At 38.3% G+C, this 17,499-nt stretch carries 10 protein-coding genes; 6 read left to right on the top strand and 4 right to left on the bottom strand.

Annotated features, from left to right (window positions below; all coding sequences use genetic code 11):
• Positions 1–4 precede the first annotated feature (4 nt).
• Positions 5–3,049 carry a D-2-hydroxyglutarate dehydrogenase YdiJ gene (gene ydiJ, locus ACSSVW_RS02550; protein ID WP_454178776.1) on the bottom strand — a complete coding sequence of 1,015 codons (3,045 nt, stop codon included), beginning with the start codon at positions 3,047–3,049 and terminating at the stop codon, positions 5–7.
• 147 nt (positions 3,050–3,196) lie between these two features.
• On the opposite strand from ydiJ, the gene ACSSVW_RS02555 reads away from it, so the two are divergent.
• A complete protein-coding gene (locus ACSSVW_RS02555) occupies positions 3,197–3,406 on the top strand; it encodes a PGPGW domain-containing protein (protein WP_036972636.1) in 210 nt (69 codons plus the stop codon).
• Between the two features lie 99 nt (positions 3,407–3,505).
• On the opposite strand, the gene ppsA is transcribed toward ACSSVW_RS02555, so the two are convergent.
• Positions 3,506–5,881, bottom strand: a complete 2,376-nt coding sequence (gene ppsA, locus ACSSVW_RS02560) for a phosphoenolpyruvate synthase (RefSeq protein ID WP_454178777.1) — start codon at positions 5,879–5,881, stop codon at positions 3,506–3,508.
• A gap of 153 nt (positions 5,882–6,034) precedes the next feature.
• On the opposite strand from ppsA, the gene ppsR reads away from it, so the two are divergent.
• A complete protein-coding gene (gene ppsR / locus ACSSVW_RS02565) occupies positions 6,035–6,844 on the top strand; it encodes a posphoenolpyruvate synthetase regulatory kinase/phosphorylase PpsR (protein ID WP_036972633.1) in 810 nt (269 codons plus the stop codon).
• 81 nt (positions 6,845–6,925) lie between these two features.
• On the opposite strand, the gene ACSSVW_RS02570 is transcribed toward ppsR, so the two are convergent.
• A complete protein-coding gene (locus tag ACSSVW_RS02570; RefSeq protein WP_036972631.1) occupies positions 6,926–8,275 on the bottom strand; it encodes a class II 3-deoxy-7-phosphoheptulonate synthase in 1,350 nt (449 codons plus the stop codon).
• A 434-nt stretch (positions 8,276–8,709) separates the two neighbouring features.
• Here ACSSVW_RS02570 and ACSSVW_RS02575 point away from each other — a divergent pair, with 434 nt between their 5' ends.
• Entirely contained in the window at positions 8,710–9,585 is an 876-nt protein-coding gene (locus ACSSVW_RS02575; RefSeq protein ID WP_454178778.1) for a DNA replication terminus site-binding protein, read from the top strand.
• Positions 9,586–9,651: 66 nt separating this feature from the next.
• Here the strand turns inward: ACSSVW_RS02575 and ACSSVW_RS02580 are convergent, their stop codons facing one another.
• Positions 9,652–10,866, bottom strand: a complete 1,215-nt coding sequence (locus ACSSVW_RS02580; protein WP_036972628.1) for a hypothetical protein — start codon at positions 10,864–10,866, stop codon at positions 9,652–9,654.
• 770 nt (positions 10,867–11,636) lie between these two features.
• Between ACSSVW_RS02580 and ACSSVW_RS02585 the strand changes: the two genes are divergently transcribed.
• The 3 genes from ACSSVW_RS02585 (at position 11,637) to ACSSVW_RS02595 (ending at position 17,408) form a co-directional block, all read left to right on the top strand.
• Complete coding sequence (locus tag ACSSVW_RS02585; RefSeq protein WP_036972627.1) at positions 11,637–12,875, top strand: AAA family ATPase; 1,239 nt, start codon at positions 11,637–11,639, stop codon at positions 12,873–12,875.
• A gap of 14 nt (positions 12,876–12,889) precedes the next feature.
• Positions 12,890–13,852, top strand: coding sequence for a transcriptional regulator (locus ACSSVW_RS02590; RefSeq protein ID WP_036972625.1), 963 nt, complete (start codon positions 12,890–12,892; stop codon positions 13,850–13,852).
• Between the two features lie 415 nt (positions 13,853–14,267).
• Positions 14,268–17,408 carry a DEAD/DEAH box helicase gene (locus ACSSVW_RS02595; protein WP_118844976.1) on the top strand — a complete coding sequence of 1,047 codons (3,141 nt, stop codon included), beginning with the start codon at positions 14,268–14,270 and terminating at the stop codon, positions 17,406–17,408.
• Positions 17,409–17,499 lie beyond the last annotated feature (91 nt).

Consider the following 17,499-nt stretch of genomic DNA (forward strand, 5'->3'; position numbering starts at 1 on the left):
TTTTTTATAACAGTTCTGCTATTAATTGCAGTGGATGTTTTGGTTTATATTTTTCGTAACGCTTTACTTGGCTACGGCAAGAAAATCCAGTAGCCAAAATCGTTTCGGGTTCACTATTTTCAATAAGTGGTTTCCAACTCATTTCGTACAATGCGCGTGAGTTTTCTTGATTTTGTTTTTCATGACCATAAGTGCCAGCCATACCACAACAACCTGTACTTGTTGTACTCAAAGATAAACCTAAATCAGAGAAAATATTTTGCCAAACTTTTGAGGCATTTGGCATCGCTGTCGTTTCAGTGCAGTGGCTTAATAATTTAAATGGCACAGCACTTTTTGCCGACAGTGATACGTTTTTAAAGTTTTGTGTTTGTAACCACTCATGAGCAAGTTCAACTTTAAAATCACCACGCGTTTCTTTTAGTATTGATACATACTCATCGCGGTAACACATAACAAGAGACGCATCGAGACCAACCAGTGGAGAGTTGATTTCAGAAAGTGAATTTAAAAACTCAGCCGAATTTTTTGCTGTAATTTTAAATTCATTTAAAAAACCTTTTACGTGCTGGGCTTTTCCATTTGGTTTAAAGGGTAACAGGATTGGTTTTTTACCCAGCGCTTTTATTACTTTTATAAAACTCTCAACCAATTCAGCTTCGTAAAAACTGGTAAATGGATCTTGCACAATAAGAACATACTCAGCTTGTTCATCACTGGTAAGTGATTTAAGTAATTCAAAATTGAACATGTCATTTTTGTTTACGCGTTTCGAAAGTTGAGGAACACTTAACGTTGGAGTGTCTACATAGCCAATTGTATTTTTTATTAAACTAGAAACCAGTTTTGTATTTACAATTGGATTCACTACCTTCGCAAATTTAGCCATGACAGGTGCCGTTTGTTCGATACCTGCCACTAAATAATCTTTTAATGGCCGCGCGTAGTAACTGTGATAGAAATTTAAAAACTGCGATCTAAATGTTGGCACATCTACTTTTATAGGACAGGCTGTTGTACATGCTTTGCATGCTAAACATTCGTCCATTGACTCTTTCACTTCATGCGAAAAATCATAAACGCCTTTTTTCTTATCTCGGCTATGCTGAAAACGTTCCCACCACGTGATTACTTCTCCATTGATAAGTTCTTTTTCAACATGTATTAAATCAATATTTTCTGATTCTTGAAGACGCAACCATTCGCGCATTAAACCTGCACGTCCTTTAGGTGAGTAGCGTCTGTCACCCGTTACTTTATACGAAGGGCACATTGGAGAATTTTGATCATAGTTAAAACAAAGGCCATTACCATTACAAGTCATGGCGTTATTAAATTCTGTTTTAACGTCAATAGAAATTTCTTTATCAAACCAAGCTCGCTTTTGATCATCAACAGAAACGAGGGAGTCTTTACTTTCAAGCGGTGTACATATTTTACCGGGATTAATGCGATTGTCTGGATCGAAAGCTGATTTAATTTTTCGTAGTTGAGTAAATAAATGCTCACCAAAAAATTCTGGTCCATACTCACTACGATAACCTTTACCGTGCTCGCCCCACATTAAACCACCATATTTAGCGGTAAGTTTTACAACTTCATCTGAAATATGGCGAAGTAATTTTTCTTGCTCAGGATCACACATATCTAGGGCTGGACGCACATGTAAAACACCCGCATCAACGTGGCCAAACATACCATACTGAAGATGGTGACTATCAAGAAGTTGACGAAACTCAACAATAAAATCTGCCAAATTTTCTGGAGGTACGGCAGTATCTTCAGCAAATGCGAGCGGCTTTTGACTACCTTTAACATTGCCTAGTAAACCAACAGACTTTTTACGCATGGCATAAATTTTTAGAATATCGGCTTTATCATTTGTAAGTTGATAACCGATCACACCATGCGTTTCGTTTTTAACGCAGTCATCTAACAATCTACATAGCGTGTCTACTTTTTCTTTAATATCATCCGGTGATACAGCATTAAACTCAACCATGTTGAGGCCTTGCATATCTTTATTATCAACATCGGTTATTAAGTCCGATACTGAATGCCAAATGATATCTTCCCGTGCCAAGTTAAGCACTTTACTGTCGACTGTTTCAACAGACGTTGCATTTGCGGCGACCAAAAAAGGTGAATGACGCAATGCTGAATCAAAACTATCGTATTTAATATTGATTAAGGTTTTAAACTCAGCAATTGGGGTAATATTAAGTTTGGCTTCGGTAACTATACCTAAAGAACCTTCAGATCCCGTAATTAAACGACTCATATCAAAAGTTTGTAAGTCGTCAGAAAAAATATGTTCTAAGTCATAACCGGTTAAAAAACGATTTAATCGTGGGAATTTTTGCAAAATTGCATCACGATTATTGAGTCCAATATCCATTACCGTTTTATACAACTTGCCGACTGTTGAGTTTTGCTCAGAAACTAACTGTGCTTTTTCGATAGGCATGGGTGAGGTAGACATTTCAGTTCCATCGATTAGGTATGTTGTCAGACCTAAAACATGATCACTGGTTTTACCGTAGACAAGCGAGCCCTGCCCTGATGCATCGGTATTTATCATCCCACCAATTGTTGCTCGGTTACTGGTTGATAAATCAGGTGCGAAGAAAAATCCATAAGGGCGTAAAAAGTCATTAAGCTGATCTTTAATGACACCTGTTTGCACTCTTACCCAGTTTTCCTCAACATTTATTTCTAATATTTCACGCATGTAGCGAGATAAATCAACGACGATACCAGGAGTAAGAGACTGACCATTTGTCCCTGTGCCACCGCCGCGAGGACCAAAAGTCAGTGACAGAAATGGATCTCGAGAGGCGATTTGCATTGCAAGTTGAATATCTTTCGCCGTTTTTGGAAAAATAACTCCTTGCGGTACTTGCTGATAAACACTGTTATCGGTCGATAAGCTTAATCGCGTAGAATAACTTGCGTCTGTGTCACCCGAAAAACCTTGTTTTACAATAGTTTCTAGGTAGTTAGCGACTAACTCAGAAGCGACTTGTTGTTGACTTATTGTTGCTATCATGACGGTGATAAATTAAGGCATTTCGTAAATTATATCATGCTAATAGCTAAGTTAAATTGAAGATTTTACAGTTTGTAACACTCTTTTAATCGATTTAAGTCTCAATACTTTTATACTGTTTATAAAAGCATCAAATGAGTAAGGGATATGAAAAAGATTTTATTAGTAAGCTTAGGTATTTTAAGTATGCTACTTGGGTTGATATTTGTCATTGTGCCCGGCCCATCATTACTATTTTTTATAGTGGGATTACTGTGCTTTTCGTTTTATTACCCACTGGCACGTCGCTATTTGGTTTATTGTCAAAAAGCACTCACTAAATCATGTGCTTATTTAGATAAAAAACTAGCGAGATAATTGCCAATCTACGATAACACTTAAGTGCATCGTGATACTTTCTAATTGAGTAAACAAAAATGCCAGCATAATCGCTGGCATTTTTTTAATAAACACTAGTTAGTCTGCTAGCTTTTTAGCTAAGTATAACCAAGTTTCTAATACTGTATCTGGATTAAGAGATACAGAATCAATGCCCTGCTCAACTAGCCATGCTGCAAAGTCTTCATGATCTGATGGACCTTGACCACAAATACCTACGTATTTGCCTTTTGCTTTTGCAGTTTGGATTGCCATTGAAAGCAGCTTTTTAATCGCAGGATTACGCTCATCAAAAAGATGTGCAATTAAACCTGAGTCACGGTCAAGACCAAGTGTTAGCTGAGTCAAATCGTTTGAGCCAATAGAGAAACCATCGAAGTATTCTAAGAACTCATCAGCTAATAGCGCATTTGATGGTAATTCACACATCATGATCACTTTAAGACCATTTTCGCCACGTTTTAAGCCATGTTCTTCAAGAAGTTCGATAACACGCTTACCTTCTTCAAGGGTACGTACGAATGGAATCATGATTTCGATGTTCGTCATACCCATTTCGTTGCGAACGCGTTTAATTGCTTCACACTCTAGCGCGAAACAATCACGGAAATCTTCAGAAATGTAGCGAGCAGCACCGCGGAAACCAATCATTGGGTTTTCTTCTTCCGGCTCATATTGCTGGCCCCCAACTAGGTTTGCGTATTCGTTTGATTTGAAATCAGACATACGAACAATGACACGCTCTGGTGCAAACGCACACCCTAATGTCGCAATACCTTCAACAAGCTTAGAAATGTAGAACTCAACCGGTGACTCATAGCCAGCCATCATGTCTGAAATTTCTGCTTTTAACTCATCTGATTGCGCTTCAAAGTTTAATAGTGCTTTAGGGTGAACACCGATCATACGGTTGATAACGAACTCAACACGTGCAAGGCCAACACCTGCATGAGGTAAACGGGCAAAATCGAAAGCACGGTCTGGGTTACCAACGTTCATCATAATTTTCATTGGTAGTTCTGGCATTTCATCAACGCGCGAAGTAAGTACTTCGTAATCTAGAATGCCTTCGTAGATATAACCTGTATCACCTTCAGCACACGAAACGGTTACATCTTGGCCTGCTTTAATTAAATCAGTTGCGTTGCCACAACCCACAACAGCAGGTATACCTAGTTCACGAGCAATAATAGCTGCGTGACATGTACGGCCACCACGATTGGTAACAATCGCCGCTGCACGTTTCATGATTGGTTCCCAATCTGGGTCGGTCATATCGGTAACAAGGATATCGCCTTGCTGTACTTTGTCCATCTCGTCAATAGAGTTAAGAACTCGTACCGTACCAGCACCAATTTTGTGACCAATAGCACGCCCTTCGACAACAACATTGCTCGAGCCATTTAATTGGAAACGTTCCATTACGTTGGCATCTTCATTTGAGCGAACGGTTTCTGGACGTGCTTGAACAATGTAAAGCTTACCGTCGTTGCCATCTTTAGCCCATTCGATGTCCATTGGACGACCGTAATGTTTTTCGATGATCACAGCTTGCTTAGCCAGTTCTTGAACTTCGGCATCTGTGATTGAGAATTTGTTTGATAATGCAGTATCTACATCTACGATTTCAACTTGCTTACCATGTGATTCATCACTTGAGTAAATCATTTGGATTGCTTTTGAACCGATGTTACGACGAACTACTGCAGGCTTGCCGCTCGCAAGCGTTGGTTTATGTACATAAAATTCATCTGGGTTTACTGCACCCTGTACAACCATTTCACCAAGACCGTAGCTTGATGTGACAAACACAACGTCTTCGAAACCAGATTCAGTATCGATACTGAACATAACACCTGACGATGCTTTGTCTGAACGTACCATGCGTTGAATACCAGCCGATAAAGCAACACCACGGTGATCATAGCCTTGGTGAACTCGGTAAGAGATAGCGCGGTCATTGAATAATGAGGCAAACACGTGTTTGATTGCAGTCATAACTGAATCAATACCACGTACGTTTAAAAACGTTTCTTGTTGTCCTGCGAATGAAGCGTCTGGCATGTCTTCTGCTGTAGCAGATGAGCGAACTGCAAATGATACATCTTGAGATGCGTCGCCATGTAATTGGCTATATGCGTCGCGGATGGCTTGGTCTAGGTTAGGTTGGAATGGTGTGTCGATAATCCATTGGCGGATTTCGGCACCGACTTTAGCGAGTGTATTTACATCATCCACATCCAATGTGTCTAAAATATCGTGGATTTTTGAGTTTAGCCCTGATTGCTCAAGGAACTCGTTAAATGCATCGGCAGTTGTAGCGAAACCACCTGGCACTTGTACACCAGCGTTAGCTAGGTTTGAGATCATTTCACCCAGTGAGGCATTTTTACCGCCAACACGCGGAACATCTTGCATACCAAGCTCTTGATACCAGAGAACGTATTCTTGCACGGATCTTTCTCCATAAAACAAATTGTAGTACTAACTGTGAGAGTTAAGAAAGAAAACCTTCTAAAAAGGTCGCCATCATTCTACACTGGCAACAGACCTCACGTAAACCGTGAAGCCCCTATTTTGCAGATAAAGGTAATAAAAAGGTTAATTATGAGAACTGCATTCTATATTTCTGACGGAACAGCTATCACCTCTGAAGTGTTTGGCCATGCTACATTGTCGATGTTCCCTGTCGATTTTAATCACAAAACAATTCCATTCGTTGAGACAGAAAAAAAAGCAAACGAAGTTAAAAATTTAATCAACTCAACAGCTCAGCGCGACGGTGAACAGCCTTTGGTATTTTTCACTTTTGTGAATCATGAGCTAAGTGAAATTATTAAATCTTCGTGTGCGGTGTGTTACGATTTCTTATCTCAGTACAGTGACCAAATAGCAAAAGAGCTCAAAGTTGCGCCTGTGCCTAAAGTTCACCGTACACACTCTATGCATGAAAAAAGCTACGATTTTAGAATTGATGCCGTTAACTACGCGCTAACAAACGATGATGGCGCTAATATAAAAAACTATGCTGAAGCTGATATCATTTTGGTGGGCGTAAGTCGCAGTGGTAAAACCCCTACTAGCCTCTATTTAGCATTACAATATGGAATAAAAGCAGCAAACTATCCATTGACTGAAGATGACCTAGAGCGTGGCAGCCTACCTGAATGTTTGAAGTCGTATAAACATAAACTATTTGGTTTAACAATCGACCCTGTCAGACTTGCCGATATACGACAGCGACGCATGGCGAACTCAAAATATGCATCATTAAAACAATGTCGAATCGAAGTCCGCGAAGTTGAAATGCTTTATAAAAAGCAAAAAATTCAATATTTGAATTCTACACATCACTCTGTTGAAGAAATATCAGCCAAAATTATATCTGATACAGGGCTTGAGCGTCGTAAGTACTAACCAACTTTTCTTCATAATTAGTATCGGACATAAAAAAGGCTGCACTATGCAGCCTTTTAATACTTAATAAGTAAAGCGAGATTACTTGCGCGCATCCTTTAATAAGTCTGCAACAAGGAAGCCTAACTCTAATACCTGATCTGCATTTAAACGTGGGTCACACTGTGTGCGGTAACGTTGAGCTAAATCTTCATCTGACAGCCCATATGCCCCACCTGTACATTCAGTTACATGTTGGCCGGTCATCTCAAGGTGAACACCACCAGGGTATGAGCCTTCGGCTTTATGGACTGCAAAGAACTGGCTAATTTCACGAAGTATATTATTAAAGCTTCGTGTTTTATATCCTGAGCTCGCTTTTTCAGTATTACCGTGCATCGGGTCTGAGCTCCAGATAACCTTGCGTCCTTCTTGCTGTACTTTACGAACAAGCGCTGGCAGTTTTTCTGGTAGAATGTCTGCACCCATGCGTGTGATTAAAGTTAAGCGACCAGGGATATTATCTGGGTTAATTGCATCTATTAACTTAATCAACTCGTCAGGGTCCATGCCAGGACCTACTTTTACACCGATTGGGTTCTTAATACCTTTAAAGAACTCGATATGAGCATGATCTAATTGACGAGTTCGTTCACCAATCCACACAAAGTGCGCAGAACAGTCATACCAATCACCTGATAAATGGTCTCGACGTGTTAGTGCTTCTTCGTAGCCAAGTAATAGCGCCTCGTGCGATGTAAATAAATCTGTTTCTTTTAAACTTGGTGCAACCGTAGAGTCAATACCACATACTTCCATAAACTCAAGCGCATCTTGAATGCGATCTGCAAGTTGTTGGTACTTCTCTTTTAATGGATTTGCAGCAACAAAGCCCATATTCCAACGATTTACCTGATGTAAATCAGCAAGGCCACCTTGTGCAAATGCTCGTAATAAGTTTAACGTAGCCGCACTGTGGTGATAAGCAGTCATTAAACGTTGTGGATCGGGTATTCGTGCTTGTTCAGTGAATTCAAAATTATTTACAATATCACCACGATATGAAGGTAATGAAACCCCATCAATGGTTTCGTAATCTGACGAACGTGGCTTTGCGTATTGACCTGCCATGCGTGCAATCTTAACAACAGGGCATTTACCGCCATAGGTTAAGACAACAGCCATCTGTAATAGAGTTTTAAATGTATCGCGAATATTGGCGGCATTAAAATCACTGAATGATTCAGCACAATCACCACCTTGAAGTAAAAAGGCACGTCCTTCACATACATCTTCTAATTGTTTAAATAAGCTACGCGTTTCTTCGGCAAACACTAAAGGCGGTGCGCTTTTTAATTGCCCTTCAACTTGTTTAAGGGCTTCTTTATCTGGGTACTCTGGCTGCTGAAGTATCGGCAGGTTTCTCCAGCTATCTGGGTTCCACGATTGCATGTTCTTTCCTCATTCCTAACATAGACCGTTAATGAAAACTAACTTAATGCACAGGGTAAGTTCAAGGACTATATTCACCTATTTTCAATTATTTAGTTATTTGATAAACCAAAGCATTGATTGACTGGACATCAACTATAACATAGCTAATTAAAACAAAAGCTTAAGTTAGATTTGCAGAATGTGAGTGAGCAATAAAATTAAGAACACATCTTACCCATAATAAAGCTCAGTGTAACCTCAGCTTTACACTGTATTTAGATAAAAATAAACAGCAGATTGAAATATTGGAAAAGCATGCTAAGGGATATAATAAAGAACACATCATACTTATAGAAATGTTAGTGTAAGGTCAGCATATAAGAATAATTTATCCTTTAAATATCAAAGAAGCTGAGGTAATATTAACTCATGTTAAAGTAAGATGTGTTCTTATGACTTCTAAATTAGAAATTCGTAGTCAATTTGATTTAGTCAGCGAATTAACCCAATTATTTTGCGATGATCTAAAACAAGTTGGTTTTAAAAAAGCGTTTTATTATCAATTACCAGAAACGGATATTAACGATGAGAAAAAAATACCCTCACTGATTCCTGTCAAAAAGTTCGAAGGTGATGAAGCGCACAAATTAATTATTAACTCGTATTTAGACCTTTATAAAAAACCAGGGATTAGTAGTCGAGTTTTAAAACGTCATCCTGGGTTATTGGTACTTCATGATGTTGATAAAAATCAACTTACAGCCCGCATTCAACAATTGAACAAAGCAAAAGCTGACTTTAAAAACTGTATACTCGCTATCGATAATAATGATGCTCGATTTGAAGCAGTGCATAACGCTGTACCAAATTTAATTACGCTTGCAGCATATCGTAAAATTCATTTTGAAACTGAATCACCCTACTCGGTCAGGTTCACATGGATGCACAAACATGCAACTAAAACTTTATCCAAAAAAATGGCATTGGCCATGCTTGATAAATCGGCGAGTTACTCTAACCCTAGAATGATAGATCAACATACTTGGCAATCTCTTGTTGCAAAAGAACAAAGCCGTGTTGCGAGTTTAAATGATAAAGATAAATTAAGAATTCGCAGACCTACCCGTGTTAGTCCACAAGTTAATGTGCGATACACTGCTCAAAACCGATATCATGTGAGTGCCGCATTACCATTCATTCTTATAAATCCAGAACCGGATGTAAAACTTGGAGCACTAAATGATTATCAAAAACCTGAGAGTCATCCACGTAAAAAAGAATATGACTTTTTAGTAGATCGACTTTATTTGGAACAAGTAACAGATTGATTATGTTAAAAAGGCCACTTTAGTGGCCTTTAACATGTAACAGTATTGGAGATAAGAAATATAAATTTAATCTTCGACTATTTCTTCTATTTTATCTTCATCAATTAACACAGCATTCTCAACGATACGTTTACCGCCTTGAATTTCAATTCGTTTATTGTGTTTATTGAGCGCTAAAATTTCATCACAAAATTGATCAGACGGATGCATTTCGTATGTGTAATCAATAATATTACCCGTTTTATCATCTTTCACATTTGTGATGTTGTATTCTGATATCGCGCCTTTTTCTATTAAATCTTTCATCGTTGTGGTCATATCACGACGTAACGCTTTTAATTTATTCTCAGTGATTTCATCTGTCGAATAAATTGAGCCGTACTTTTCCATGATTGATAACAATCTAAAATGATATGTCTTACCTGGCGCAGCATAACGCCAAAGATGATACAAACGTAACATCATCCAGCGAGATAAACCGCGTTTCAGTTCTTGAGCACTATTAAAATAATAGCCTTTGTACTCAAGGTTATCGATCATGTTATGAACAAACGCATTTAAACATGCCACACATTTTACATTACCGCCTTGTCCTTTTTTACCGCTAAAGTGAAGCGACGATAAAAAGTTCATGTTCGACTCGTAAAATGAATCATCAATATCAGAGTTGCGCGTGTCCGTTGCAGAATATTTAAATGATAACTTAGAACCTTGAAGAGCTTCAAGCGATTCTTTAATCTGCGGATACGGCATTGATTGACCAACCGCTTTTAATTCTTGTGCCAACTCATTCATTGAAAAAACAACCGCGTATTGAATACCCGATTTAAAATTAATTTTTACAATTTTACCTTTAGAGGCCAAACGTATTAATGCACGTTCAACTTTTTCTTCGCGATCGGATGGCCATACTAAATATTCAATGTCTTCACCATCTTTTCGTGTGCTGACAACTGCTGGAGTAATTTTAATTTCGCCATCATAGAGAATCCCATCAACTTTTTCTGAAATTCTTCTTGTAACAATTGTCTTTTTTGGTGCTTCTTCAACCGGAAGCTTTTTATGACCTGAACGAACAAAACGTCCCCACAAATCATAATGATTAAAGGTATTTGAGTAAGCTCTCAAACCATGTGCTGCATTTTCAATTGAAACGCGTACATCTTTGTTGTCTGTAAACAGTGCAAGACTTTCATTATCGATTGCACTTTCCACCCCATGGATTTGCCCGCGTAATGTATCGGGGAGGTTATCCACTGAGATGTTGACCTTTCGGCTCATTGTTCTTATTTCCAATTTTTCTTCGACAGTTAATAACAACACATAAAACTTAAAAAGTTAAATGTTTAAGTTAGTATAAACTTGATCCGATCTGAAATATTTTCTTGAGATCAGTTTTATACTAACTAGATTAATTCTAGAACTTTTCAGATCAGATTTTTACTAAGTTATAGTGTATGGGTCAAAATTTTACTAACTCAGTGAATATTATGTCATGTTAAAATTCATTTTCAGGTCAAAAAACACGACACATAAACCCATTTTTACAAAAGCATGTGGATAAATGCTTACTGAGTTAGCATAGATCTGATCTGTACCAACTATAGATCAGATCTATACTAACAAAATGCACTATTCTGATTTTGCTTCAGTGCATAACTCTCTAATTTAGTTAGTAAAATCATGATCTACAGCAGTAAAAATGTGCATAAACTAGTGACTAACCTGTGCATAACTAAGCAGCTGGTTTTTTAGTTAGTATTAAGCTGATCTGCGAGTTATAAGAGATCTGATCTTAACCAAGTAAAAACATGATCTGCTTTTTTTAATAATATTCTGGTTAATCAGTAACATAGATTGCTATTTTAGCACGTTAACCTTATATACCTATATCTTTAACCAATTCTAATCTTACTTATTTATACTTAGCTTCAATTAGATTACAAATTTTTCTTAAATGTCTTATTAATAAAAGGCATGTCGTACAAAATAGTTGTTTACAGCAATTTGAATGGACATTATACTTAAAGCATAACTTTGAGGAAGAAAGTATGTCTATTAATAATAATGCGCTAGCCACTTACCGGTTACTAAAAGCAACAGCTGAAGTTGCTGAAAAATCGCTAGAAGGACGTATCCAACATTATCGTGCTCATCTTAAATCGGAAGAAAAAGAACTTCGCACCTATACTCAAAAAGCCGCAGCAGATCTTTTAGGCTGTAATAACAGAACGTTAAAGCGACGTCATGATAATGGTGACTTTGATGAATTAAACATCAAACGAGGTGCAAATGGACATTATGCCTATACGCTAGTCAATATTTTCGCTATGGCAGATATCATGGATATCAAGCCAGATCACCGCACAACAGATGACAAGCTACAAGTTATTGTCATTAACTCTTTGAAAGGTGGCTGTGGTAAAACAACCAGCATGGTTAATATTGCAGCGGCCCTCGCTACAACCAATATTAAACGGTATCGAATTGGTATTATTGACTTAGATCCACAAGGCTCATCATCGAGTTTCTTCCCGCCAAGTGAACCAGATCCAATTACTGTGGGTGACTTAATGCGTGATTGCATTGAGCTTGAAGAAAATGAAACGTGGGACGAACTTGTTACTAATTCATTTTTACCGACTCACATTCCCAATATTCGTATTTTACCTTCTGGTATGGATGATTTTTATTTTGAACATGAAACAGCCACACTGTTAAAAGATAGTTCAAGTTACGATAAAACACGTCATTATCATAAATTATTAGAAAAAGTGATTGAGCCTGTAAAAGATCAATTTGATATTATTTTAATTGATACAGCTCCATCACTTAACTTTATGTTTTATAACGCTTTAATGGCTTCAACATCGATGCTTATTCCTGTTCATCCTGAAGCTGTTGATTTTGATGCAAACAATAAATACTTAAAGCGTTTAGGCGAGATCTATCACACGGTTGCTGCTTTAGGGCATCAAGGATGGGATTTTATGCAGTTCCTCGTTACAAATTACGTGAAAGGCAATCATTCACAACGCGATATTGTTAAAGACGTGCGCAGTGCCTTTGGACGTCAAGTTATGAGTTACCCAATAAACCATAGCTCCGCTATCACGGCGAGTTCATCGTCTTTTAATACCATATTTGACCAAAAAACGTCTGACAGTCTCGCAAGTAGAGAATCATTACTACGTGCTCAAGAGAATATCAAAGATGTGGTTGATGAGCTTGAAATGTTGATTCGTTCTAACTGGCAATCAACCCAATCAAAATTGAATACAGCTAAGTAAGGTAAATGATTAAGATGGCTAAAAAACGTAAAAATGATACCAGCTTAGATCCTTTTTCAACGTCAATTGAAAGCAGCAGTCTAGATGCTTTACTTGAACAAGCCAATGCTGGCGATGTTATTAGCATGCCCGCGCCAAGTGATCCTACGCGCCAAATTACCCTGGTATGTAAAGTCATTCCAAGTTCTGAAATCGAATCTAAAACTAAAGTGTATGGCAAGAACCGTCGAGTTCAGTCGTTACTGAATGAAAAATCGGTGGCTGATATTTTACCGGCTATCGCTGAAGACGGACGAAACCAACACCCTGCCCTTTGCTGGGATAAAGGCACTGAAATGCTTGTTTTAGCCGGCTCACGTCGTCGCAAAGCGTGTATTTTAAGTGGTTCGGACTATTTAGTGCTAAGTTCAGAAGATTTCACAGAACAAGATGCAAAAATACTTGCGGTCTCTTCTGATCAATACATTGCCCCCAGTCTGTGGGAGCTTGGACAAGCTTATCAGCAAACCCGTGATGAATTAATTGCAGAAGGCAAAAAGGGCTCGTACCGTGAGATTGCAGCAATTGAAGGGGTATCACATACAGCAATAGCGGATGCCATTAAAGCCTATGAAAATTTACCCGCTTCTGTACTGAGCCTCTACCCAACAGCGAATCATGTTGGCCGAGAAGTGGCTAAAAAGCTTATTGCGGCGAAAGAGCGTGACGAACAGGCATTCACTCGCCTTGTAAGTGAAATCAGCACTGACAGCGAAATAAACGCCATAAGCAGTGACGATAAGCGTGCGCTAGCCATTACTAAGTACTTAACAGTCGAACCCGCTACGCCAAGCCGTCGTGAATCACTCATAGAAAGTGAATTTGTGACCGTACAGCGAAACATTAAAAGCGGTGATTTATCGGTAAAAATCGATAATAAAGTGATGACTGACAAGCGCTTAGAGCAGCTTACTAAGTTATTAAATAGCTTTAATTAGTTAGTAAAATAGCGATCTGTCACGCTTTTATTGTTAGTAAAAGCGTGATCTCTTACCCTATTTTGTTAGTAAAATACTGATCTAAATATCTTAAAATTTGCTCAATTCGCATCCATAGATCAGATTTTTACTAACTATCTGCCCCTTTACAGGCTATTTAAGCCTTTTCACTGTTTCCTTAGTAAAAAAGTGATCTGTAAAGGCCCTGCCTTGTTATTAAGTTGTTTATATCTTGTGCGTTTGTTGTTCGTTAAATAGTCGAGCCCTCTTCTTTGGCTGTATTTTTTAGACAAAAACATAATTTTACCAACTAATCAGCTCCAACCAGTCCGAAATAAAGGAATAGTGCTTTAGCTGGGCGCTGATAGATCATATACTGGCAGAATTATTTTTTGTTTTTACTGTTAAAAGCGTTATGTCTGCTAACTTATCCAAAAATGACTTATTAGCTATCTTTGAAGAAATCAAACAAGAGCAAGAAACACAGTTTCCGCTGTCAGAGCGATTCATCAAGCAGCTATTTAAGCCGCATGTGCTAAGTAAAGCAAAAGAGTACCATCAGAATGGCCAAATCAATTGGCTTGAGCATAGTAGTGACTTTAGTGTGATTGATGCTTCTATGTTTGGTAACGAAGGGAATACTTTTACCCAGCATATCGAGATCAGTAAATTACCAACCGGATTTTCAGTTGATTCACATTGTACGTGTGGTTCAAAAACAAAGTGCCGTCATATTGCTGCGGTTTTGCTTAAATTAAAAATTGAGCATTCAGGCGATTATGGCGAGGACTATATTATTAATGATTGGTTTAGTGAGCTAAAGACGCTAAAGCAATCAACAACCGACACAGCAAAACATGTATTATTATTTGTTTTAGATGTTGAAAAATCGGCTGTTACCCTTACCCCTAAAATTGCTAATTATGATCCTGAGCATAACTACACATTAGGCCGTAATTTAACAGAACAACAATTAAATAGCTTTGTTACACCGACTGATTTACTCGAAACTGACTTTAGATTATATAGTTGGATCCGCTCTCAAAACGCGCTCGGTAAGCTTGAGTTGAAAGGCTCATGGGGCTTTTCGGCATTACAACAACTCATAGCGACACAACGATTATTTTTAGGCCGTTCTCGCCAGGCTATTAAAGCAGATACCATGCAAGCCTTAGAATTTAGTTGGCAGCAAAATAGTGATTTAACCTCATTATCTTTGTCATTAGCAGGGCAAGATAATTGGTTGTTACTCAAAACGACACCCCCGACTTACCTAGATCCAGACACACTTAAAATTGGCCGTATCCGTACTCCTTTGACTGCAGATGAAATTGCGTTATTGGCTAACATGCCTGCGATACACAACGAAAACTTTGATCGTGTATACCAACAACTCAATGACAATTTTGGTGAGGGTGTTATTCCGCATGCATTTAAGCAAAGTAAAAAGAATCAATCACGTTCTGTCTTTCCCGTTATAAGCATACGCAACGATGAGGGAAACATTGGTCTATCGCTTCAATTTAACTATCAAAATTCACTTTACGAACTAAGCCAAGCCCCCGAGGGGATTATTAATCAATCGCTTGAGAATACCGTTGTTAATGAGCTAACGAACTTAGGGTTTGAATTTTGTAAAGGGGCTTTACAAACCGAGTTTGTATTTAATAAACAATCAGTTATACATGCACACTGGTTGAAATTCGAAATTATCCCTACCCTGCTTAAACGCGGCTGGAAAATTAATGATGAACTTGATGTTAGTAAAGCATTAAAGCAAATATCGCTGCAAGTTGAGCGAGGAAAAGGTCATCAAATAGTTAGTAAAATCGTGATCTCTGGTGTAAAAACGCAGCAACTTTTTACAGCGGATAACAATTTTCAGTCTCTCAATCGTCAAAGTGAACGTTATTATTATTTCAGCGTAGGTAAACGTTTTGCTGTTGTTGATAAGTTAGCGATTACTCAGCTTAATGAATACCGCGAACGTTTTGAGCATATAAAAACGCGTGATGAAATACTCATGCCATTGTCATTTTTACCCCAGTTAATCGCCCAAAAAGCAATTAAAGTCAGTATTGTTGATGATGCCCTTGATGCATATTTAACTGAATTAACGAACACCCATCCGGTGGTTAAAAAGTCCGATATTCAGGGATTGAATGACGGTGTGCAACTTCGAGAGTATCAGCAACATGGTGTTGATTGGCTTAACTTTTTAAAACGTCATCAGTTGGGGGGGATTTTGGCTGATGACATGGGATTGGGTAAAACCTTACAAGTTATTGCCTTTCTAGCGAATGCCAAACAACGGCCTCAAGCTGGCCCTACTTTAATTGTTTGCCCGACCAGCTTGGTAGGAAATTGGCAAAGTGAAATTAATAAGTTTGCGTGTAACCTTAAAATCACCACCGTATTTGGTTCGTTACGAAACGAGCAACTCCAGCAGTTATCGCAGGCCGATTGCATTTTAACAACGTACCCTTTGTTAAAACGTGATATTGCATATTACTCGCCACTGTATTTTGAAAACATCATTCTGGATGAAGCCCAGTACATTAAAAATGATGCCGCGCAGGTATCGCGTTTGGTTAAGCGCCTTAATGCCGATTTTAAATTGTGCTTAAGTGGCACGCCTATCGAAAATAACCTGTTTGAGCTTAAGTCGTTGCTCGACTTTGCAATGCCCTCACTCCTGGGCTCGCAAGCGCACTTTAAAACATATTTTCAAACACCTATTGAGCGCGATAACGATGTTAAACGAGCCGATGAACTTAAATCGCTGATCATGCCTTTTATTTTACGCCGAACAAAAGCGCAGGTAACGCAAGAACTTCCCGAGAAAACAGAGCTGGTTAAAGAGTTTGAGTTCGAAGCGAAACAAAAAGAAATTTACACCGGTATAACGCAATCGCTAGAGCAAAAGCTGGTTGACTTGTTTGCCCAACAAGGTGTGCAAAAGAGTAAGCTTGCGTTTTTGGACGCGTTACTAAAATTAAGACAAATTTGTTGTCATCCCAAACTTATTGATCCAACAACTCAGGCGGGTAGTGCAAAGCTTGAATGGCTCTCTAAGCATTTACCCGTTATGTTAAGTGAAGGTCGTAAAGTCATTATATTTAGCCAGTTTACGACCGCTTTAGATGTGATTGCAGAACGTTTAGGCGAGTTGGGAATTACCTTTAGTATGTTGACCGGTCAAACTCGACATCGCAGTCGTGTTATTGAAGAGTTTACCGAAGGTGAATCGTCAGTCTTTTTAATAAGCCTAAAAGCCGGTGGCACCGGGTTAAATTTAACCCAAGCAGATACCGTGATTCATTTTGACCCATGGTGGAACCCTGCAGTTGAAAAACAGGCAACCGATCGGGCATATCGAATAGGTCAAACCAACCCTGTGTTTGTGTATAAATTGATTATGGCCAACTCTGTTGAACAAAAAGTATTTAAAATGCAGCAGCATAAACAAGCGTTAGTTGATGCATTATTTACTGATAAATCAATGAGTTTTACTCAGTTTGATGAAGAGCAGATGTTGGCGCTGATAAAAAATTAAATTTTTTTAAACTTTTTTTGAACTAATCAAATTTAGCGGCGTCTATTATTATGCTTGTTGTTAAATTGCAGTTTACATGAGCATTATGTTG

The sequence above is a fragment of the Pseudoalteromonas sp. MBR-15 genome (genome assembly GCF_053628915.1).